General features: G+C 58.5%; 17 protein-coding genes. 6 read left to right on the top strand and 11 right to left on the bottom strand.

What is annotated here, in order from left to right; genetic code table 11:
* The gene (locus JK199_RS07180) at positions 1-1,287 is read left to right on the top strand and encodes an Hsp70 family protein (RefSeq protein ID WP_212374830.1); all 1,287 of its coding nucleotides are present in this window, start codon (positions 1-3) and stop codon (positions 1,285-1,287) included.
* Positions 1,288-1,370: 83 nt separating this feature from the next.
* Here the strand turns inward: JK199_RS07180 and JK199_RS07185 are convergent, their stop codons facing one another.
* Genes JK199_RS07185 through JK199_RS07195 form a run of 3 tightly spaced genes read right to left on the bottom strand, consistent with a single transcriptional unit; the run spans position 1,371 to position 5,037 of the window.
* The gene (locus tag JK199_RS07185; RefSeq protein WP_025826527.1) at positions 1,371-1,835 is read right to left on the bottom strand and encodes a hypothetical protein; all 465 of its coding nucleotides are present in this window, start codon (positions 1,833-1,835) and stop codon (positions 1,371-1,373) included.
* Positions 1,836-1,849: 14 nt separating this feature from the next.
* Complete coding sequence (locus JK199_RS07190; protein WP_212374832.1) at positions 1,850-2,989, bottom strand: DegT/DnrJ/EryC1/StrS family aminotransferase; 1,140 nt, start codon at positions 2,987-2,989, stop codon at positions 1,850-1,852.
* Positions 2,986-5,037 carry a polysaccharide biosynthesis protein gene (locus tag JK199_RS07195; protein ID WP_212374834.1) on the bottom strand — a complete coding sequence of 684 codons (2,052 nt, stop codon included), beginning with the start codon at positions 5,035-5,037 and terminating at the stop codon, positions 2,986-2,988. Before JK199_RS07195 ends, JK199_RS07190 begins: the two co-directional genes overlap by 4 nt.
* On the opposite strand from JK199_RS07195, the gene JK199_RS07200 reads away from it, so the two are divergent.
* The gene (locus JK199_RS07200; RefSeq protein WP_212374836.1) at positions 5,031-6,140 is read left to right on the top strand and encodes an MraY family glycosyltransferase; all 1,110 of its coding nucleotides are present in this window, start codon (positions 5,031-5,033) and stop codon (positions 6,138-6,140) included. The genes JK199_RS07195 and JK199_RS07200 overlap by 7 nt on opposite strands.
* 28 nt (positions 6,141-6,168) lie before the next feature.
* Here the strand turns inward: JK199_RS07200 and JK199_RS07205 are convergent, their stop codons facing one another.
* The 3 genes from JK199_RS07205 to JK199_RS07215 all read right to left on the bottom strand — a co-directional run bounded on the left by JK199_RS07205 (position 6,169) and on the right by JK199_RS07215 (position 8,829).
* On the bottom strand, positions 6,169-6,627 hold the full coding sequence (locus JK199_RS07205; RefSeq protein WP_025826533.1) for a hypothetical protein: 459 nt from the start codon (positions 6,625-6,627) through the stop codon (positions 6,169-6,171).
* Positions 6,628-6,807: 180 nt separating this feature from the next.
* A complete protein-coding gene (locus JK199_RS07210) occupies positions 6,808-7,224 on the bottom strand; it encodes a MarR family transcriptional regulator (RefSeq protein ID WP_212374838.1) in 417 nt (138 codons plus the stop codon).
* A gap of 159 nt (positions 7,225-7,383) precedes the next feature.
* On the bottom strand, positions 7,384-8,829 hold the full coding sequence (locus tag JK199_RS07215; protein WP_212374840.1) for a leucyl aminopeptidase family protein: 1,446 nt from the start codon (positions 8,827-8,829) through the stop codon (positions 7,384-7,386).
* Between the two features lie 106 nt (positions 8,830-8,935).
* Here JK199_RS07215 and JK199_RS07220 point away from each other — a divergent pair, with 106 nt between their 5' ends.
* Positions 8,936-11,533, top strand: a complete 2,598-nt coding sequence (locus JK199_RS07220; protein ID WP_244984963.1) for a helicase-related protein — start codon at positions 8,936-8,938, stop codon at positions 11,531-11,533.
* A 167-nt stretch (positions 11,534-11,700) separates the two neighbouring features.
* A complete protein-coding gene (gene fdxA / locus JK199_RS07225) occupies positions 11,701-12,033 on the top strand; it encodes a ferredoxin FdxA (protein ID WP_025826541.1) in 333 nt (110 codons plus the stop codon).
* 346 nt (positions 12,034-12,379) lie between these two features.
* On the opposite strand, the gene cyoD is transcribed toward fdxA, so the two are convergent.
* From cyoD to JK199_RS07250, 5 genes are all read right to left on the bottom strand, one after another.
* A complete protein-coding gene (cyoD, locus tag JK199_RS07230) occupies positions 12,380-12,712 on the bottom strand; it encodes a cytochrome o ubiquinol oxidase subunit IV (protein ID WP_025826543.1) in 333 nt (110 codons plus the stop codon).
* Positions 12,712-13,317, bottom strand: coding sequence for a cytochrome o ubiquinol oxidase subunit III (cyoC, locus tag JK199_RS07235; RefSeq protein ID WP_025826545.1), 606 nt, complete (start codon positions 13,315-13,317; stop codon positions 12,712-12,714). The genes cyoD and cyoC overlap by 1 nt, the downstream gene beginning before the upstream one ends.
* Complete coding sequence (gene cyoB / locus JK199_RS07240) at positions 13,317-15,308, bottom strand: cytochrome o ubiquinol oxidase subunit I (protein ID WP_212374843.1); 1,992 nt, start codon at positions 15,306-15,308, stop codon at positions 13,317-13,319. Before cyoB ends, cyoC begins: the two co-directional genes overlap by 1 nt.
* 5 nt (positions 15,309-15,313) lie before the next feature.
* The gene (gene cyoA / locus JK199_RS07245) at positions 15,314-16,237 is read right to left on the bottom strand and encodes a ubiquinol oxidase subunit II (RefSeq protein WP_025826547.1); all 924 of its coding nucleotides are present in this window, start codon (positions 16,235-16,237) and stop codon (positions 15,314-15,316) included.
* A 634-nt stretch (positions 16,238-16,871) separates the two neighbouring features.
* Positions 16,872-17,648: a Bax inhibitor-1/YccA family protein gene (locus JK199_RS07250; protein WP_212355895.1), complete on the bottom strand. Its 777-nt coding sequence runs from the start codon at positions 17,646-17,648 to the stop codon at positions 16,872-16,874.
* 86 nt (positions 17,649-17,734) lie between these two features.
* Here JK199_RS07250 and JK199_RS07255 point away from each other — a divergent pair, with 86 nt between their 5' ends.
* Together JK199_RS07255 and JK199_RS07260 are read left to right on the top strand one after the other, a co-directional pair.
* Entirely contained in the window at positions 17,735-18,310 is a 576-nt protein-coding gene (locus JK199_RS07255; RefSeq protein ID WP_212374845.1) for a 2'-5' RNA ligase family protein, read from the top strand.
* Positions 18,311-18,542: 232 nt separating this feature from the next.
* Complete coding sequence (locus JK199_RS07260; protein ID WP_077930736.1) at positions 18,543-20,771, top strand: PQQ-dependent dehydrogenase, methanol/ethanol family; 2,229 nt, start codon at positions 18,543-18,545, stop codon at positions 20,769-20,771.
* The last annotated feature ends 18 nt before the right edge of the window (positions 20,772-20,789 follow it).

Raw genomic sequence — 20,789 nt, forward strand, 5'->3', positions numbered from 1 at the left:
ATGACGACGACGCCTTCCAACAGCCTGAAAATTGGTCTTGATTTCGGCACCACCAACAGCGTGGTGGTGCTGGCCCACCCGGACGGACGCACAGAGACCGCCCGGTTTACCTTCCCGCACCACGGCGCGTCTGAGACCTGCCGCACCCTGCTCTGCTTCTGGCATGATGAAGAGGGCGGCCGCCTGAAGCTGCATGAAGGCATTGGGGCGGCAGCAGTGGATGCCTATCTGGAAGATCCTGCGGAAAGCCGCATGATCATGTCCATGAAGTCCTACCTCGCGCAGAAATCCTTCCGCGAGACACAGATTTTCAGCCGTCGCATGACGCTGGAAATGCTGATTGCCCGGTTCCTGACGCATCTGATGCAGGCCGTGAAGATTGACCCGGCCTCCGTGCAGGTCACGGTCGGCCGGCCCGTGCATTTTGCCGGAGACCGCGCGGATGATGCGCTGGGCGAGCAGCGCCTGCGGGACAGCTTTACCGCAGCAGGGTTCGGCCCCATTGGCATTGCGTGGGAACCGGAAGCGGCAGGCTGGCGCTTTGCGCAGCGGCTGGAAAAACCCACCACCATTCTGGTGGGCGATTTTGGCGGCGGCACCAGTGACTTCTCGGTGCTGCGGTTTGACCCGGCCACAGGCCGCGCCACGCCGCTCGGGCATGCGGGCGTCGGGATTGCGGGGGATCAGTTTGATTACCGCATTATCAACACCGTCATTGCGCCCCTGCTGGGGCGGGACAGCACGTACCGCATTATGGGCGGCCAGCCCTTACCGGTGCCGATTGAATGGTACGCAAGCCTTGGCCACTGGCACCGTCTGGCCCTGATGCGCACGCCGCAGACCCTGCGTGATATTGAAGACGTTATCCGCACCGCAGCCGAGCCGGAAAAACTCCGCGCTCTGCTTGATCTGGTGAATGACCAGCAGGGGCAGGCGCTCTACCGCGCTGTTGGGGCCGCCAAAAGCGCGCTTTCCTCCGCAGAGAGCACGGTGCTGACCTTCCAGCATAAACGGCTGAAGGTAGAACGCACCATCACGAGGCAGGAGTTTGAAAGCTGGATTGCCCCGGACCTCGCCCAGTTTGCCGGTGCTGTGGACAAGGCGCTTGAAAATTCAAACCTTGCCGCGTCCGATATTGACCGCGTCTTTCTGACCGGCGGCACATCCTTTGTGCCTGCGGTGCGCTCTCTGTTCATCAACCGTTTTGGAGAAGAGCGCGTGGATGCCGGAGGCGAGTTTGTCTCCGTAGCCGAAGGGCTGGCGCTGATGTCAGGCCGCGCAGACTGAGGCCAACCCGGCTCATCCGGAACCGGAAAACCCGGAATGTCTGAAGAAGGGCGCAGGAGAACATATCCCGCGCCCTTTTTATTTTACGGAAAAGCAGACCGCTTAAAAACATGCATATCCACAAGTGCGCGCAGGGGCGCGAAGGCTTTGTCAGAAAAGCTTTCTGTATGCACTTTGGAGCCATCCGGCGCTTCCACAAACACCGTATCATTCCAGTCCGCAGCGCTGATGCCGGTCCAGAGTGTTAGCGCCAGCACATCCTTACCGCTGGCGTCTTTCAGCATAATGCGCGAATCGCCGGAAGAGGGCGGGGTGCGGCCCAGCGGCCCCCAACCCCCTTTATGCTCTTCCAGCCATGTGTTGACGGTTTTCACTTCCTCAGCGCTCAGCACCCGCTTGTGCCGCATGGGGCCGACCTCAATCTCGCCACTGGCAACCTGAGGGAACTCCACGGGCTTGAAATTGGGCAGCGCCACCATCCAGATTAACGATGCCGTGCCGATGGTCAGCACCAGAAACCCGATCAGAAACGCGGTTTCCTTCCTCATTCCCCTATCTCTCCTTAACCGCGCACAGCCGCAATCACGCGGGCGACGTCATCATCCGTCAGTTCCGGGTGAATGGGGAGTGCGAGAATACGCTGTGCCAGATCTTCCGATACCGGCAGCACCGTGCCGTCGTGATGGTCCCGATACGCAGGCTGTTTGTGCAGCGGCAGCGGATAATAAATGGCGGAGGGCACACCCCGGTCTTTCAGGCGGGCCTGAAGCGGTGCGCGCTCTGCCGGGTCTTTCAGCAGAATGGCGTAGATGGCCCACGCACTCTCACTGTCCGGAACCCGCACCGGCACCTGCACAGTTTCGGCAAGCCCCGCGTCATAGGCCTGTGCAATGGCGTCCCGCCGGGAGAGTTCTTCCTTAAACCCATCCAGCTTGGCCAGCAGCACAGCTGCCTGCAAGGTGTCCAGACGCCCGTTCATGCCGGTGCGCAGCACTTCATACCGCGTGCCGCCTTCCCCATGCGTCCGCAGGGAGCGGTACAGCGCCGCCCGCTCCGGGTCGTCCGTCAGAATAGCGCCGCCGTCCCCATAGCCACCTAGCGGCTTGGACGGGAAGAAAGAGAGGGTCGTTGCTGTTGCCTCCCGCCCCAGCGGTTTGCCCTCCAGCACGGCGCCAAAAGACTGCGCACAGTCCGCCAGCAGGAACAGGCCCTCTTCTTCCGCAATGTTACGCAGTTCCGGCCAGGGCGCGGGCTGACCAAACAGATCCACCCCCACAATAGCGCGGGCTGTCAGCTTTCCGGCCTCTTTCACGGCGCGGATACGGGCGCGCAGATGCTCGGGGTCGATCTGGAACGTGTTGGGGTCCACATCCACAAACACCGGGGTTGCCCCCAGCACAAGCGGCACCTCAGCCGTCGCGGTGTAGGTAAAGGCGGGCAGGAACACCGCGTCCCCCCGGCCAATCCCCTCCGCCATCATGACAATCTGCAACGCATCCGTGCCGGAAGAAACGCCAACACACTCCTTCGCCCCGCACCAGTCGGCCAGACGCTGTTCCAGTTCAGCCACCTCCGGCCCCATCACAAAGCGGCAATGGTCCAGCACGGCATCCACACGGGCGCGCAGGGCCGGACCCAGACGCTTCTGCTGCGCAGGAAGATCAAGAAACGCAATCGGTTTATCTGCTGTCTTATCGGTCATGATGTCCCCTGTTTCCTGCTGCCGTCCGGCCCCTCCACGGGGCCTCTGGTCTGTATCGCCCCGGAGTGTCCTGCGGCCGTTCCAGCTTCCTCTGCGGCTCCCGGCGGGGCAACAGAGCGCACTTCTCCTGTGGGGTTATGATCGAATTCCGGGACCAGCAATGACAGAATGTGCAGGGCTGCCTTCACATCCCCTTTGCGTGCACAGGCTGCAATCTGGTCCACTGCCTGCGCCACATCCGTCAGGTCCACCACGCGGGGAGTTGCCATCAGCAGGCCCGGCGCATCCGTGGGCACCGGGGCCTCCCGCCCGTGAAACAGTTCTTCGTACAGTTTTTCACCCGGACGCAGGCCGGTAAAGCGAATAGCAACGTCTTCTTCCGGACGGAGACCTGCCAGACGGATCATCTGCCGGGCGAGATCCACAATCTTCACCGGCTCACCCATATCCAGCACAAAAATCCCGCCATCCCGCAGCAGGGCATCCGTGCCGGACCCATCCACACCGCATGTCCCGCGCACACTGGCCTGAAGCACCAGCCCCACAGCCTCCGGCACGGTCATGAAGTACCGGCGCATATCCGGGTGCGTGACGGTCAGCGGCCCGCCCCGTTCAAGCTGCCGCCGGAACAGCGGCACGACGGAGCCGGTAGACCCCAGCACATTGCCAAACCGCACGGTAATGCAGCGCATGGCCTCCGGATTGCCGGAGGTCCGCGCTTTGATATCCAGCGCCTGACAATACATTTCCGCAGCGCGTTTGGCGGCCCCCATCAGGCTGGAAGGATTCACCGCCTTGTCGGTTGAAATCACGACCATCGCCCGTGCGCCGTTACGGGCTGCGGCATCGGCCACCACGCGGGTGCCATGCACGTTGGTCAGCAGACCTTCCGCCGGGTTGGCTTCCACAATCGGCACATGTTTGAGGGCCGCCGCATGGAACACCAGTTCGGGCCGGAATCTGCCCATCACGTCTTCAATGCGTGGTTCATCCCGCACATCCGCGACCACAACCTCACGCGGCACGTGGGACGCCCATTCAGCCAGTTCGGTGTCAATCTGCCAGAGTTCAAACTCACCGTGGTCCAGCAGGATCAGCCTATCCGGCCCCAGCATGGCAATCTGCCGCACCAGTTCCGAGCCGATGCTGCCGCCAGCCCCCGTCACCAGCACGGTTTTATGGCCAACCAGCCGCTCCATGCCTGCCCGGTCCAGCGGCACCTGAGGGCGGTTAAGCAGATCCTCAATCGGCACGGGCCGCAGTTCCACCCGCTCGGCTGGGGTCAGGTCCGTCAGGGCGGGTGTGCGCAGCACGGAAATGCCATGCGCGGCCCCGGCATCCAGCACTTTTGTGAGCGCAGCCCCCCTAAAGGACGGATCTGTCACCACCAGCGACTCGGGGAGGGTTCCGGCTTTGTCCAGCCGGTCCAGCACCACGTCAATTTCATTCACATGCCCGAGGATCGGCACATTATGCAGCCTGCGCCCAGCCTGATGGGTGCCGAGGGCAACCATCCCCACAACGCGGATCCCCGCCGCCGGATTGCGCTCCAGAGCCCGCAGATACAGATCTGCCTCGGTATCCACCCCCACCAGCACCACGCGCCGCTGGTCAGCCTTCCGGGCCGCAAGACGATGCGCCAGACGGTAACCAATCCGCAGCCCGCCCAGCATGATCAGCAATACAAGCGCGTAAATAATGGGGAAGGTCAGGCTGGGGAGCCGGAACCCGGCATAGACAAGTCCGACAGAAAACAGCACCGCACTGGCCACCGAGGCACCGGCAATGCCCAGAAGGTCAGAAACCCCTGAAAACCGCCAGTATTGCTGCGGCATTCTGAACGGCAGACCACTAACCAGCAGGGTGATCGCTCCCCCGGCCAGAAACCACAGCGGGTGCAGAAGTCCGTCCTGCGGGGCAGCCAGCCACCGGGCGAACGGCGCAGCCAGAGCCGCCAGCATCCCGTCCAGCAGGATGTTGACCATGATTCTGTTGAGCGGGCGCAGCCGGGGGCTGCGGTGCAGAGACTCAGAGCGTTGCAGTGCCATTACCTTGCACCTATAGCCTAGCACCTGCCATCCTAGAAGCAGCACAACCAGCCGAGACCATGTCCATCGCCCCCTCTTCTTCTTTTCTGGCGGTTTTCTGCCTGATCAGCGCCGTTTTTTTCACTGGCTTTCTGGTGAAAATGATGATCCGCGTGGCCGTTCTGGACCATCCGGGGCACAGAAGCGCGCATGAACGCCCAACCCCCAAAGGCGGCGGCGTGGGGGTGATGGCCACATTTTTTGTGCTGTGCCCCATTCTGCTTGCTGAAACAGGCCAGCCCGTGCTGAGCGCGCCGGTGCTGCTGACTGCTCTGGCGACGGCATTACTGGCCGGTGTGTCCTGGCTGGATGACCTGTATCAGTGGCCGCCTTCCATCAAATTTGCGGCGCAATGTCTGGCTGCCGCGCTGGTGGTGGCCGGAGGCACGTCCCTGCCACTACCCATGACATGGGGCGGCCCGATAGCCGGAGCGCTCATTTCCGCTCTCTGGCTGGTGTTTATCACCAACGCGATCAATTTTATGGACGGGCTGAACGGGCTGATTTCCGGCTCTCTGGCTGTAGGCTGCCTCCTCATTGCGCTGACTGGCCCCGCGTTTGGTGTGCCAGACCTCTTCTGGCCTGCGCTGCTGCTCTGCGCCTGTCTGTGTGGCTTTTTGCCTTTTAATTACCCAAAGGCGCGAATTTTTCTGGGCGATGTCGGCAGTCAGGGCTGCGGGCTGCTGGCGGGCGCTGCAGCACTCCATGTGGCCCATGCCACGCCTCTGCCGTCCGGCTGGCTTCTGGGCCCGTGCCTGCTCTTCCCGCTGATTTATGATGTGCTGTTTACGCTGGTCCGCCGCAAGCTGGCCGGACATTCTCTGGTACAGGCCCACCGTGGGCATTTATATCAGGTTCTGCACCGCAGCGGTGTGAACCCGGCCCTGATTACGCTGGCTGAATGGGGATTTGTTGTGTGGGGAGCGGTAGTGGCGCATTTTATCGCACCGCTGCCTGTCCTCCCCGGTCTGGCCTGCGGGCTGGGGTTACTGCTTGTCCCCCAGCTTCTCTGGACAGGGTTTGCCGTCCTGCAAACACGCCGCCACCCGGTTGGCCCGTGGTAGGCGGCGTATTTTTAAAGGCGTCAGACGCTTATTTTTCAATCTTCAGGGTCAGGCCTTCAGCAGAGCTTGCAAGGCGTGCACCTTTGGTGGCGGTCTCGATCTTGATACGGACCCCGTTCTTGTTTTCAAGAACAGCCCCGCCCAGACCGTTTCCAAGCGTCGCTTCCCCGTGGGCAGCGCCGTAGGTGCCGTCAAAATCCTGCACGCGGTGCAGATTGTAAACGGTGCCAACCCCTTCAATTTTGGAGAAACCGACGGCGGCAATCGTGCCACCTGTAACAGAGAATTTGTAGGTGTGACCCCCATAGGTCAGCTTACCATCACCCCAGGTATACCCTACTCCGACATCGGCTGATTTTGCGCTGAGGGTGATTTTTCCGGTGGGTGTGCCCATCGCGTCAGCCGCATATGCGGCGGGCATCATGCTGGCTGAAGAGAATGCCAGTGCCGCCACAGCGGCCACGGAAGCAACAGAAGAAAAACGCATTGGAACGTTCCTTATTCTCTTTTTATCCCTTCCCCGTTTCCCTGCGGCGGTAGGCCAGAGGCTTGTGGGAAGTGTTGAGAAAAAAACGCCCGATACGAAAAAAAGTTTCTCAGAACCGGCCTGTCTGTTGTTTCCCTGAAAAAAAGAAACAAACGGACAGGCCCGTATAATACGGTGTTCTCAGGCAGCGGCCACACGGCGCAGCGTGGCGCCACGGCGTGCGGGTTTGTCGTCCTGACGTGCCTTTTTGGCTTCATCATCAGCCGCTTCACCCATGATGGAGCGAATTTCTTTCAGGTAGGAGGCACCTTTGGGCGTGCGCTGTACCAGAACGGAGCGACGATCAAGCGGGTCAACCTTACGGCGGGCCAGATCCAGCTCACCCAGACGGTCCAGCGCGCGGGTAATGGCCGGCTTGGAGACGTTCAGGCTGGAGGCCAAACCACGCACCGTATGGCCGGATTCATCCAGATAGCAGGTCAGGAAAACCGCAAGCTGGCGTGCAGAGAGGTCAGGGCCTTCGCCACGCACCAGAGAGACGACGGTATCGCGAAGAGTTTTAACCAGCTCTTCAGCCTGGGCGGCAGTCTGTGCCATCAGATTTTATCCTTTCAAAAACTCCGGCCACCACCCGGAACGGGCAATTTCCGGCTTTTGCATTTTTACTTCCGGCATACTTGGTGACGCTTATATAGGAGCCGGTTCAGGTGTTTAAAACCTGTACTCTAAAAATAGTTCCAGAAATGTGACATTTCTTTACGATATCGCGTCGGAGTGCGTCTCAAAAATTTGACACACCGCATCGAAAAGTGCGCGAATCCCAGGAGAATCGCCGCCTTCAGGGCGTCCGGGCCTGCTGTTATCGTTCCAGGCATAGCTGTCGATATGCGCCCATCGCTGGCCTGCATTTACAAAACGCTCAAGAAACAGTCCCGCTGTTACTGCCCCGGCCATAGGTCTGGAGGAAATATTGTTCAGGTCCGCCACAGGGCTTTTCAGCCATCCGGCGTAACCCTGCCATAAAGGCAACTGCCATAACGGGTCTGCCTGCTGCTGCCCGGCAGCCAGAATGGACTGCGCAACGCCCTGATCATTACAGAACAAAGCGGGCAGATCCGGCCCCAGCGCCACACGCGCAGCGCCGGTCAGCGTCGCAATGTCCAGCAGCAGGTCTGGTGTCTGCTCACCGGCTTCACTCAGCAGGTCACACAGCACCAGCCGGCCTTCCGCATCCGTGTTACCAATTTCCACCGTGAGGCCCGCCCGGCTTGTCACCACATCCAGCGGCCGCATGGCGTGGCCAGACACACTGTTTTCCACGCATCCCAGCCGCACTTCCAGCCGCACCGGCAGATCCTGCGTCATGATCAGCCGTGCCAGCGCCAGAACGCTCGCGGCCCCGCCCATATCCTTTTTCATGCGCAGCATGCCGGAGGAGGGTTTGATGTCATAACCGCCGGAATCAAAGCACACGCCCTTCCCGACCAGTGACAGCAGCGGTACGGTTTTTCCTGCGTTGCTCCCTTTCCAGCGGGCCAGAACCACACGCGGCCCACGGTCAGACCCGTTCCCGACATGCGCCAGCAACGGATAAGCCTTATCAAGGGCAGCGCCTTTGATAATCTCAACATCCGCGCCAAACGGCGTCAGCGCCGCGCGGGCCGCACGCGCAAGCTCAGAAGGACCGAGCAGGTTCGCAGGCGTATTGATCAGATCCCGCGCCAGCCAGATGGAAAGAGCGGTCTCAACCGCCACACCGGTTTCCTCAGCCGCGGTCACGACCAGACGCGGTCGCGCCTGCTTTGCCGGTTTCGCAGCGGATTTCAGAGAAAACTGATAGGCTCCAAGGCAGAAGCCCAGAATCACATCATCCCGCGCAATATCGGCAGGCACGCTCACCTGCCAGTCTCCGGCAGGCAGGTCCTGCGCCAGAGCGCCGAACAAATACGGGTCACGCTGGCCTTTTTCCGGTACGCCAAACAGCCCTACCGGCACGCCGCGCGCATCGGGCACCAGTACCAGCTGGCCCGGCCTGCCGGTAAAACCACAGGCCATTGCAAAGGCAGTCCCTTCCGCCCCCAGCAGCGGCACAAGAGCCTTCTGGTCAGCCCCCCTAACCCCGTGCACGATGCGCAAGGCACCCGTTCCGGCCTTGCGGCGGCTACGGGAGACGATGAGACAGTCAGGTTCACTCACGGACATGGACAGTTCCTCCTTCTTTAAACCTGCGCCGGGAGCGCCTCCGGCACAATGCCCCCGCAGAAGGGAACGGGTTGCTTTTGAACGCATACCAGCGGACCATGGCAGGATGATGGATACCCCAAGCCGGCAGGCCACGCGCCTGCGGCCCCCCGCCAGCCCGGAAGATGCGCCCGTGCGCGCTGTACTGGGGCCGACCAACACCGGCAAGACCCATCTGGCGCTTGAACGCATGCTGGCCCACACCTCCGGAATCATGGGGTTCCCGCTCCGCCTGCTGGCGCGGGAAAATTATGAGCGCATGGTGCGGCTCAAAGGCGTGCGCGCCGTAGGGCTGATTACGGGGGAAGAAAAAATCATCCCCTCAGGGGCCCGCTGGTTTTCCTGCACGGTGGAAGCCATGCCGATGGACCGGCCGGTTGATTTTATCGCTGTTGATGAAATCCAGCTCTGTGCGGACCCTGAGCGCGGCCATGTGTTTACAGACCGGCTTTTGAATGCACGCGGACAGTCTGAAACCCTGTTTCTGGGCGCGGAAACCATCGCGCCGCTGCTGCGCAGCCTGATCCGGGGGATTGAAATCGAGTCCCGGCCCCGCCTGTCAGAGCTAACCTATACCGGCTTTACGCGCCTTTCCCGCCTGCCGCCCCGCTCCGCCATTGTCGCGTTTTCCGCAGGCGAGGTGTACGCCATTGCCGAGGCTATCCGCCGCAGGCGCGGCGGCTGCGCTGTTGTCATGGGGCAGCTTTCCCCCCGCACCCGCAATGCACAGGTGGACCTCTACCAGAAGCGGGAGGTGGACTATCTGGTCGCCACAGATGCTATTGGCATGGGGCTGAACATGGATATCCACCATGTTGCCTTTGCTGGCCTCTCCAAGTTTGACGGGTCACAGCGCCGGCTGCTGGCCCCGGCGGAAATCGCCCAGATTGCTGGCCGTGCCGGACGCGGCACGCAGGATGGCACCTTTGGCACCACAGGCGACTGCCCGCCGCTGCCAGAAAGCAGTGTGGAAGCCGTAGAAAACCATCAGTTTGAGGCTCTGCACCATCTCTACTGGCGGAACAGCGCGCTGGATTACACATCCCCCCGCGCGCTGTATGCCAGCTTATGCCAGAAGCCGCCTTATCCCGGCCTGCGGGCCGCCGAGCCTGCCTCTGATATCATTGTGCTCAGCGCCCTGATGCGGGACACAGCCATCCAGAGCCTGACCAGAGAGCCGGGCCGGACCCGCCTGCTCTGGGAAGTCTGCCAGATTCCGGATTTCCGCAAACTGGGAGAAGACAGCCATATCCGCCAGTGTGCCCAGATTTTTACGGTACTGGTAAAGGAAGGCCTCCTGCCCTCAAGCTGGCTAGAACCCCGGCTGGCCAATCTGGAACGTACCGAAGGCGATATTGACGCCCTGATGCAACGCCTGATGGGCATCCGTATCTGGGCCTATGTCGCGACCCGGTCCGACTGGGTGGAAAACCCGCAACTCTGGCGCACCCGCACGCGGACCATTGAAGATACACTCTCAGACCTGCTGCATGAACGTCTGGCCGCACGTTTTGTGGATAAGCGCGCGACCAGTCTGGCCCGCAGGCTGGAAGAAGCAGACAGCAAACCGCTTCTGTCCGCCATTACCCGCACCGGGGAAGTGAGCGTGGAAGGCCATGCCGTAGGCCACATGCAGGGCTTTGCGTTTATTCCGGATCAGGATGCCGCCCGGTCAGACCAGCCTTTGCTCATGCGCGCGGCCCGCCGTGCGGCCCGGAGTGAAATCCCGCGCCGTGTCACCCACTTTCTGCAAACGCCGGATGAAAGCCTGACGCTGGACCCGGCCACCGGCATCCTGCTGTGGGAGGGCGATGCCATCGGGCATCTGCAAAAAGGCGAAGAGCTCCTGCGGCCCGCCGTGCATGTCACCACAGCGGAATTTCTGGAACCCTCTCACCGCGAACGCATCCGGATGCGGCTGACCGCCTTTGTAGCGGCAACGCTGCACAGCACACTTGCACCACTTTACCGGGCCGCGCAGACCGTCGCGGATAAACCCGCCCTGCGCGGCCTGATTCATGGCCTGATGGAACAGGGCGGGATCATGACGCTGCCCGGCAACAGCGTCCTCCCTAAAAAGGACGCCCATGCGCTGCATAAGCTGGGACTGCGGGTGGGGAAAGATATTCTGTTCTGCCCGCAGCTTTTGCGCCCACAGCCCATGACGCTGCGGGCGTTGCTCATACAGCTTTACACAGGCCACGCTGTCCCACCGCTCCCCAAACCGGGAGCTGTCTCACGCCGCCAGCCCCCGGACACCAGATTTTCCGCACAAGATCGAGCCTTACTGCTGCAAATAGGCTGGCACTGTACGGAGGACTTCCTGATCCGGCTGGATATTGCGCAGGAGACTTACAAAACACTATCCGAGCTTGCCGTCCGCTCGGGTGGCTGCCCGCTTCAGCCGGGTATGGCCTCCCGTCTGGGGGTGCCCGCGGCAGATCTGCCTGATGTGCTGATCAGCCTTGGACTGAGAGTGCAGAAAGCGTCCGTTCTGGGCAAAAAACATTTTGGCCCCGCCACCCCCACCCTGCTTCTGCCACCCCGGACATCAGCCCCGAATGGCAAAAGGCGACAACAGAGCGCCCTGACAGAACGCAGACGTACAATGCCCCCTGTGACAGGTCCGTTTGCGGCCCTCGCAGTGTTGCAAAAACGTCGTTAACGCAAGCTCTGCTCAGCAAGAAACAGTAATACCTAATAGAAGCGGGTTGCCACGGAACAAAAAGCCCCTCATATCTTCGCCATCCTTGGTGGCATGGCCCGGAATGACCATGCCATTTACCCCGGGACCGGACGCACTCCGATCCCCCAAAATCTTCGGAGATGGCAATGACCTACGTGGTCACTGAAAACTGCATCCGCTGCAAATTCATGGACTGTGTGGAAGTCTGCCCTGTTGACTGCTTCTACGCCGGCGAAAACTTCCTGGTGATCAACCCGGACGAATGTATTGACTGCGGCGTGTGTGAACCTGAATGCCCCGCAGAAGCGATTTTCCCGGATAGTGATGATCGCGCGACAGCATGGGCGGAACTCAACGCATCCTATTCCACCAAATGGCCGAACATCACCCGCAAGGGCACACCCCCGGCTGATGCGGAAGAATGGAAAGACAAGCCTGATAAAGCTGGCCTGCTCTCTCCGGAGCCGCACAAAGGCTGATCTCCTCCTGTTCAGGAGATTTTAGAAACGGCGCGTTGACCCCCAACCGGGCGGTCCGCGCCGTTTTTTTTGGCCTACTGCAAATGACAGATGCCGCGGCCCCGCATCAGCATCAGCATCAGCATCAGCATCAGCATCAGCATCAGCATCAGCGATAGCGATAGCGATAGCCATAGCCATAGCCATAGCCATAGCCGCAAGTACCTTGGCACCATAGTCTGGCGCAAGCGCGCTCCCTTGAGCAGATAAAACCAAAGCACAAAAAAAGCCCCGGAATGTCTTCCGGGGCTTTTTCTTAACCTGACACAAGACCTTGCCGGTATGAAACCGGCAAAGCTGTCCCTTATTAGCGGGACATCATGTGCAGGGCGGTGTTGTTCATAATGAACATGGTGCCGATGATCAGAATCACGACGAAACCAACAGTGAAAAAGAAACACATGTTGTTCCAGCGCTGTTCGGACCCGTTACCCATATGAAGGAAGTAGTGCAGGTGCACCAGCACCTGAACGAAGGCAAGAACCGCAAGTGCCGTCAGCGTGCCTGAAGGAGAGAGGCTATGGCTTACAACAACACCAAAAGCCGCCGCCGTCAGGATAACAGCAAGAACAAACCCGATAATGTAAGACGATACACTACCGTGGCTCTCACCCGAGGGGGATGTGTGAAGATCGCTCATCAGATCATGCTCGCCAGATAGACATAGGTGAAGACGCAGATCCAGACGATATCCAGGAAGTGCCAGAACAGGCTCAGGCAGGTGAGCTTGCTCATCATACGTTCCGGGATCTCGGTCGTGCCCATCAGCTGAACGATGAGGGTCACGATCCAGATCAGACCACACGTTACGTGCAGACCGTGCGTGGACACCAGTGTGAAGAAGGAGGACAGGAACGCGCTGCGATCCGGGCCATTTCCTTCATGGATCATGTGCGCAAATTCATTCAGTTCCAGGCCAACAAAGCCCAGACCCAGAAGGAAGGTTACACCCAGCCACATGATGACTTTGCTGACTTCATTCTTATGGGCGGCAATCATGCCAAACCCATAAGTGATGGAAGAGATCAGCAGCAGAGCGGTTTCCTCTGCCAGTCCTTTGTATTCAAACAGGTCACGACCGCTCGGGCCGCCGTTAACCTGGTTATGGAGAACTGCAAACACGGCAAAAAGTGAGCCGAAGATAATGCAGTCGGTCATCAGATAGACCCAGAACCCGAACACCACCGGGGACTCGTGATGGTGTTCGTCGTGGCCTGCGGTCTGAACAGTTGTGTCGTGCGCCATTACTCAGCTGCCTGTGCCATGAGTTTACGGGAATGCTCGTTCTCGATCCGGGCAACTTCTTCAGCAGGGATGTAGTAATCGATATCCTTGTTGGCGCTACGGGCAATAACCGTCCCGATCACACCGATCAGGCCGATGGCTGCCAGCCACCAGATATACCATACTGCAGCAAAGCCGAAGACGAGGCTGAACGCACCGACAAGGAACCCGGCAGCCGTGTTTTTCGGCATATGGATCGGAGCATACGGCCCACCAGCGCAACGCGTATCAATGCCGTTTTCCTTGTCGTGCATGAACGCATCGAGTTCATGAACATGAGGAACGATAGCAAAGTTGTACGGCGGCGGCGGTGAAGACGTGGACCATTCCAGAGCGCGACCATTCCACGGATCACCCGTGAGATCACGGTTTGCGGGCAGGTTACGGTCACGAATTGTCACGTAAAGCTGGGTCAGCTGACAGACGATCCCCAGAAGGATCAGCACAGCGCCAACTTCAGCAATCAGCATCAGAACATGCCACTGCGGGTTGTCATAATGGTTCATACGACGGGTCATGCCGTCGAAGCCCAGGACATACAGCGGAACGAACGCAAAGTAGAAGCCAACAAACCAGAACCAGAAGGCACGGATGCCCCAGGCCTCGTTCATCTTGAAACCCATGACCTTCGGGAACCAGAAGTTCATGCCACAGATGTAACCGAAATACACACCACCGATAATCACGTTATGGAAGTGAGCAATCAGGAACAGGGAGTTATGCAGAACAAAGTCAGCGCCCGGAATGGCCATCATCACACCGGTCATACCACCGATGGTGAAGGTCACCATGAAGCCAACAGCCCAGTACATGCAGGCATGGAACTGGACGCGCCCCTTATACATCGTGAACATCCAGTTAAAGAGTTTCACGCCTGTAGGGATCGAGATGATCATGGTTGCAATGCCGAAGAACGCATTCACGTCCGGACCAGCACCCATGGTGAAGAAGTGGTGAACCCACACGATGAAGGACAGAACCATGATGGAGCAGGTTGCGTAAACCATGGTGCCGTAGCCGAACAGCGGCTTGCCGGAGAAGGCAGGAACAACTTCAGAGAACACGCCAAAGGCGGGGATAACAAGAATGTAAACTTCAGGATGACCCCAGGCCCAGATCAGGCTGAGATACAGCATCTGGTTGCCGCCACCATCATTGGTGAAGAAGTGCATACCGAAGTAACGGTCCAGACCCAGCAGAGCGACGGCAACCGTCAGCACGGGGAAGGAGACCATGATCAGGATGGAAGCGCAGAAAGCCGTCCAGGTGAAGACAGGCATCTTCATCCAGGTCATGCCCGGAGCGCGCATCTTCACGATCGTCACGAAGAAGTTCACGCCGGTCAGCAGCGTGCCGACACCGGAAAGCTGAATGGCCCAGATATAGTAATCCACACCAACGCCAGGGCTGAACTGAGTCTCAGACAGCGGAGGATAAGCCAGCCAGCCACACTGTGAGAATTCACCGATGAACAGGGAGACGTTCACCAGAATGAATGCAATGGCGGTCATCCAGAAGCTGAGGTTGTTCAGGAACGGAAAGGCAACGTCGCGGGCGCCGATCTGAAGCGGCACAACGAAGTTGAACAGACCGGTCATGAAAGCCATGGCCAGGAAGAAGATCATGATCGTTCCGTGAGCGGAGAAGATCTGATCGTAGTGATGCGGGGGCAGGTAGCCGGGGTTACCCGCGTAGGCCAGCGCAAGCTGGGTACGCATCATGATAGCGTCCGCAAAACCGCGGAACAGAGCAACCAGCGCCAGTACAATGTACATGACAGCCAGACGCTTATGGTCAACAGACGTCAGCCACTCTTTCCAGAGATAGCCCCACTTGCCGTAATAGGTGATCAGTCCCAGTACCGCGACGCCAATAATGGCCACGGCCAGGAACGTCCCAACCAGAATCGGCACATCCAGCGGAATGGCCGAGAACGATAGTCTCCCTAGCATAGATCCTATTCCTTCATATTCATGTCGGACATCGCGGACTGCACCTGAATCATCTTGCCAGTGCTTTTGTCCATGACCATGCCGTTGTTGTATTTGGCCACGATCGTGTTGAACAATCCGGGTTCAACATGCGCGAAATATTCGACAGGATTTGCTTCGCTCGGCGCAGCAAGCTTCGGATAGGTCTGACCATCCAGCTGCTCGGAGGAAGACTTTACTTTATCAACCCATGCATTGAATTCATCACCGCTTACAGCCAGCGTGCGGAATTTCATGTCAGAAAAGCCACGGCCACTGTAGTTGGCGGATTCACCCAGGTAGTCGCCCGGCTCGTTAGCCAGAAGATGAAGCTGAGTCTGCATACCGGCCATTGCGTAAATCATGGAACCAAGACGCGGGATGAAGAAAGAGTTCATCACGGAATCAGAGGTGATTACGAAATCGACGGGGGTGTTAACCGGAATAGCCAGCTGGTTGACAGTCGCAATACCCTGCTCCGGGTAGATAAACAGCCATTTCCAGTCCAGAGCCACAACTTCAACATGAAGCGGCTTGGTGGTTGCTTCGGCTTCCAGCGGTTTGTACGGGTCAAGAGAATGACACGTCTGGTAGGTGATCACGGCAAGGAAGAGAATGATCAGGGAGGGCACGCCCCAGATGATCAGCTCGATCTTGTTGGAGTGACACCATTTCGGAAGATATTCTGCGCTGGTGTTTGACTGGCGGTAATGCCAGGCAAAATACACAGACAGAATAATGGTCGGAACGACCACAATCAGCATTGCGATTGTAGAGGTGGCGATCAGTGATTTCACCCCATCGCCAACCGGGCCCTTCGGATCCAAGACATCCATCTCACACCCGGCAAGCAGCAACGCTGACGATAGGCCGCCCAATCGCGCCATTCTCGCCAGTAACTTGTTTTTCATCGCACGCCTCTTGGTTCTGACATCTACTTAGCCTCACAAAGACTCTTCGCTCCTGCTGCCATAGAAGCCCGACAACAGCAAGAAACCGCGCTCCGGCGCCCCTGGGTGCCAAAATGCCGGCAACCCCGCCCGAACCATCCCTCTCCTCCGGAAAAGAGAAGGGAGAAGTCCGCGTCGGAACGACAGTTCAACAGGCTCCTCGGGCAGCGAAAACGCCTTGCGCCCTACTTTATTCCTAAAGCGCAGATTCTCAATGTCCGAAAAGTTCCATCAGCCTTTCGTCACAGTCGATCTATTCCCGAAAGAACATTCCGTCCCTGTGTTATTTCGCTGAATTTCGAGGGTGGCAAGACTTCACTATTTGTTACCAAATATTTCATACCAAAAATGTCCTGATTTTTTTTCTTTTTGAAATCAGACACTTATAGCAATACATCCCAAATCACAGAGTCGTGACCCACTTCATCGTGCACAACATAAGTCTTATTTTGAACGTATTCCGAATGGGCAGAAGCCCTTTCCGTCACTGCATAGCTGGTCACACAAAAAAGCCCGGCCTTTGCAGACCGGGCTTTCCTGATTTGGTCAGACTCCTCAATCCGGGGAGTCCGCTGCTTCTGTTTCCACTCAGGGGTTAGTCATTAGAGTTCCGGACACCCATGAACTGAAGCAGGAACTGGAAGAGGTTGATAAAGTTGAGATACAGGCTCAGCGCATCATAAACGCTGCGTTTAGCGGCTTCATCCGGGCCTTCATACGCCGCGTATTGCGGGTAGGTCACGCGGATGCGCTGGGCGTCAAACGCGCTGAACGCCGTGAAGATAAACACCCCGATGATGCTGTAGACGAAATACACCGCCGAACTTTTCAGGAAGATGTTGACCAGACCGGCAATCACCATCCCGAACAGCCCCATCATCAGGAAGGAGCTGAAGCGCAGCAGGTTCGCCTTGGTCGTGTATCCCCACAGAGATGTTGCAGCGAAGGTGCAGGCCGTTACCAGAAACACACGCACCACAGAAACACCGGTATAGACCAGAAAAATGCTGGCCATGCTGGCACCCATGGTGGCGCAGAAGGCCCAGAACAGCCCCTGTGCTCCCTGCCGGGACAGACGGTTCACGCCAAAGGACATCACCAGCACAAATCCCAGAGGCGCAATCATGGCCAGATCCCCAAGCAGTGTGGGGCGCAGGGCCAGACCACCCGCTGTGGGGGCCAGATGAAAAAACAGATTCCGCAGGCCGGTAAAGGCTACGGCGTAGGCCACGATGCCTGTCAGCAGCAGGCCAGACGCCATCCAGTTATAAACGCGCAGCATGTAGGCCCGAAGCCCTGCATCCAGCGCGCCGGCCTGGGCGTTCCAGCCTGAAGATGCTGTAGGTGAACGGTAGTCGTGACTGAACGACATCTTTTCCTCTCCTTGTCCGGACAAGCCGGCGTTGCTTTATACTTGTGGCTGCCCTGCCTCTGCGTCAAGGGTTAGCAATCCCTTTCGTGACCAGCATGAGAGTTGATGAAGGTCTGACCATGTACCTTATAATTGGCGCGGCTCTCCCCGCGGAACTGCGGACAACCCTGCTCGGCCTTCAGGCCCACTTTCCGGACAAGAGCTGGGTGCCGGAGTCCTACCTCTTCCTGCCGTTCTGCACACTCGGGACCATTACGCACCCCGGGCTTCTGGAAGAAATTGATCATGCCCTGCGGAACGTTTGCCCTCGTGCGCCGCTTTCTTTCACAACAGATGGATTTGAAGTCTCTCTGCGCAAGGACCGAATCTCGCTTGGAATAAAGATACAGCCCTCACAGCTTGATCACCTTTCCGTGAAAATCCGTGCGGCCATGCAGCGCGCCGGGGTGCAAAACCCAAGGGCGCACAACCCTCTCACCATTCCTCTGGCGCGGATTACGGACGTGCCTCCCCCCACCGTCAGTCAGTGGATTCAGATGCATCATCCGCAGACGTTTTCCACAGGAAGCATTTCCGAAATTACCCTTTTCAGCTCTTGGAAAAACGAGGAAATCCCCCTCATTATTCCGGAGGAGGAATATCATTTTAACGGAAGTATTTAGGTCATTCCCTCACGCGTTATAACATAAACCATTACAGTTCGTGATCCCGCAGCTAGAAGCGGGTACACCGGCTCTACGCTGCTGTAACGGCTAGATAATATCCATGAACATGGAGGCAGCTATTCATCTGGCGTGATTGACAGAAACAGGGCCTCTTGGCTGAGTGTGGGAAACCGGCCTGCCGGCTTTTTTCTTCTTTCCTCACCTTAATATCAGTCGAGGACGCTAACGCATGACCCGCCCCGCCTCCGCCAAGAGACGTTCGCTGCTAGGAATTCTCGCGGCTGGAACGATCTGCGCCGCATCGCTGCCGTATGCGGCAGTTCCTGCTTACGCCGACGCCCAAACCGACACCGGGGAAGCGATTATCCACGCGGATGATCATCCCGAAAACTGGCTGTCTTATGGCCGGACCTACACGGAACAGCGCTTCAGCCCTCTGGAGGACATTAACCGGTCCAACGTTGGTAACCTGAAGCTCGCCTGGTTCTATGATCTGGACACAAACCGCGGGCAGGAAGGTACGCCGCTGGTTGTGGACGGCGTAATGTACGCCACCACCAACTGGTCCAAGATGAAAGCGCTGGATGCCGCCACCGGCAAGCTGCTGTGGGCCTATGACCCGCGCACGCCCGGCAACATTGCGGACAAAGGCTGCTGCGATACGGTTAACCGCGGTGCGGCCTACTGGAACGGCAAGGTCTATTTCGGGACGTTTGATGGCCGCCTGATCGCACTGGATGCCAAGACCGGCAAACTGGTGTGGAGCGTAAACACCATCCCCAAAGATGCCTCTCTGGGTCAGCAGCGCTCCTATACGGTTGACGGCGCTGTGCGTGTTGCAAAAGGCCGCGTTCTGATTGGTAACGGTGGTTCCGAGTTCGGTGCCCGTGGTTTTGTGTCTGCTTATGATGCAGAAACCGGCAAGCTGGACTGGCGCTTCTACACGGTTCCCAACAACAAGAACCAGCCTGACCACGCAGCATCAGACTCCGCACTGATGACCAAAGCCTACAAGACCTGGAGCCCCACGGGCGCCTGGACAAAGCAGGGCGGCGGCGGCACGGTCTGGGACTCCATTGTCTATGACCCGGAAGCCGATCTGGTTTATCTGGCTGTCGGTAACGGCTCCCCCTGGAACTACAAATATCGTTCCGACGGGATTGGCGATAACCTGTTCCTGGGCAGCATCGTCGCCGTGAAGCCTGAGACTGGCGAATATGTCTGGCATTTCCAGGAAACGCCGATGGACCAGTGGGATTATACCTCTGTCCAGCAGATCATGACGCTTGATATGCCGATCAACGGTGAAAAGCGCCACGTGATTGTGCATGCACCGAAGAACGGCTTCTTCTACATTCTGGACGCCAAAACGGGTGAATTCCTGTCTGGCAACAACTATGTGTACCAGAACTGGGCACAGGGTCTGGACCCGAAGACCGGCCGTCCGATCTACAACCCGGATGCGCTCTACACCCTGAACGGCAAGGAATGGTATGGCATTCCGGGCGATCTGGGCGGGCATAACTTTGCTGCCATGGCCTACAGCCCCAAAACGGGTCTGGTCTATATTCCTGGCCAGCAGGTGCCGTTCCTCTACAAGAACCAGGTTGGTGGCTTTAAAGCCCACCCGGACTCCTGGAACCTTGGTCTGGACATGAACAAGGCTGGTCTGCCGGATACCCCGGAAGCCCGCACCGCGTTCATGAAAGATCTGAAGGGCTGGATTATCGCCTGGGATCCCAAGACGCAGAAAGCCGCATGGGTTGTTGACCATAAAGGTCCGTGGAACGGCGGTATTCTGGCCACAGGTGGTGACCTCCTGTTCCAGGGTCTGGCTAACGGTGAATTCCACGCCTATGACGCCACAAACGGCGCTGACCTGTTCCACTTTGATGCGCAGAGCGGCATTATTGCTCCGCCCATCACCTATAAGGCTCAGGGCAAGCAGTATGTTGCTGTAGAAGTGGGCTGGGGCGGGATCTATCCGTTCTTCCTCGGTGGTCTGGCCCGTACATCCGGCTGGACAGTCAACCACTCCCGCGTTGTTGCTTTCTCTCTGGACGGCAATGCTGTTCTGCCCCCGCAGAACGACAAGGGCTTCCTGCCCGTCAAGCCGCCGGCCCAGTATGATACCAAAGTGACGGATAACGGGTACTTCCAATTCCAGACCTATTGCGCCGCCTGCCATGGCGATAACGCTGAAGGTGCGGGCGTTCTGCCTGATCTGCGCTGGTCCGGCTCAATCCGCCATCAGGATGCCTTCTACAATGTTGTCGGCCGCGGTGCGCTGACGGCCTACGGCATGGATCGTTTTGACACGAGCATGAAGCCTGATGAAATTGAGGCCATCCGCCAGTTCATCATCAAGCGTGCGAACGAAACGTACCAGCGTGAAGTGGATGCTCGTAAGAATGACAAGGGCATTCCTGAAAACGCGACCCTCGGCATCACGCCGTAATGGTCCGGCAGAGTCATG

This window comes from Acetobacter persici (genome assembly GCF_018256955.1).
In the GTDB taxonomy this organism is placed as follows: Bacteria; Pseudomonadota; Alphaproteobacteria; order Acetobacterales; family Acetobacteraceae; genus Acetobacter; species Acetobacter persici.

What these genes read in the sequence shown, in the direction of transcription:
- JK199_RS07180 (WP_212374830.1), top strand. Translation starts at nt 1, where the DNA reads ATGACGACGACGCCTTCCAACAGCCTGAAAATTGGTCTTGATTTCGGC.
- JK199_RS07185 (WP_025826527.1), bottom strand. Translation starts at nt 1,835, where the DNA reads ATGAGGAAGGAAACCGCGTTTCTGATCGGGTTTCTGGTGCTGACCATC.
- JK199_RS07190 (WP_212374832.1), bottom strand. Translation starts at nt 2,989, where the DNA reads ATGACCGATAAGACAGCAGATAAACCGATTGCGTTTCTTGATCTTCCT.
- JK199_RS07195 (WP_212374834.1), bottom strand. Translation starts at nt 5,037, where the DNA reads ATGGCACTGCAACGCTCTGAGTCTCTGCACCGCAGCCCCCGGCTGCGC.
- JK199_RS07205 (WP_025826533.1), bottom strand. Translation starts at nt 6,627, where the DNA reads ATGCGTTTTTCTTCTGTTGCTTCCGTGGCCGCTGTGGCGGCACTGGCA.
- JK199_RS07210 (WP_212374838.1), bottom strand. Translation starts at nt 7,224, where the DNA reads ATGGCACAGACTGCCGCCCAGGCTGAAGAGCTGGTTAAAACTCTTCGC.
- JK199_RS07215 (WP_212374840.1), bottom strand. Translation starts at nt 8,829, where the DNA reads ATGTCCGTGAGTGAACCTGACTGTCTCATCGTCTCCCGTAGCCGCCGC.
- JK199_RS07220 (WP_244984963.1), top strand. Translation starts at nt 8,936, where the DNA reads ATGATGGATACCCCAAGCCGGCAGGCCACGCGCCTGCGGCCCCCCGCC.
- fdxA (WP_025826541.1), top strand. Translation starts at nt 11,701, where the DNA reads ATGACCTACGTGGTCACTGAAAACTGCATCCGCTGCAAATTCATGGAC.
- cyoD (WP_025826543.1), bottom strand. Translation starts at nt 12,712, where the DNA reads ATGAGCGATCTTCACACATCCCCCTCGGGTGAGAGCCACGGTAGTGTA.
- cyoC (WP_025826545.1), bottom strand. Translation starts at nt 13,317, where the DNA reads ATGGCGCACGACACAACTGTTCAGACCGCAGGCCACGACGAACACCAT.
- cyoB (WP_212374843.1), bottom strand. Translation starts at nt 15,308, where the DNA reads ATGCTAGGGAGACTATCGTTCTCGGCCATTCCGCTGGATGTGCCGATT.
- cyoA (WP_025826547.1), bottom strand. Translation starts at nt 16,237, where the DNA reads ATGAAAAACAAGTTACTGGCGAGAATGGCGCGATTGGGCGGCCTATCG.
- JK199_RS07250 (WP_212355895.1), bottom strand. Translation starts at nt 17,648, where the DNA reads ATGTCGTTCAGTCACGACTACCGTTCACCTACAGCATCTTCAGGCTGG.
- JK199_RS07260 (WP_077930736.1), top strand. Translation starts at nt 18,543, where the DNA reads ATGACCCGCCCCGCCTCCGCCAAGAGACGTTCGCTGCTAGGAATTCTC.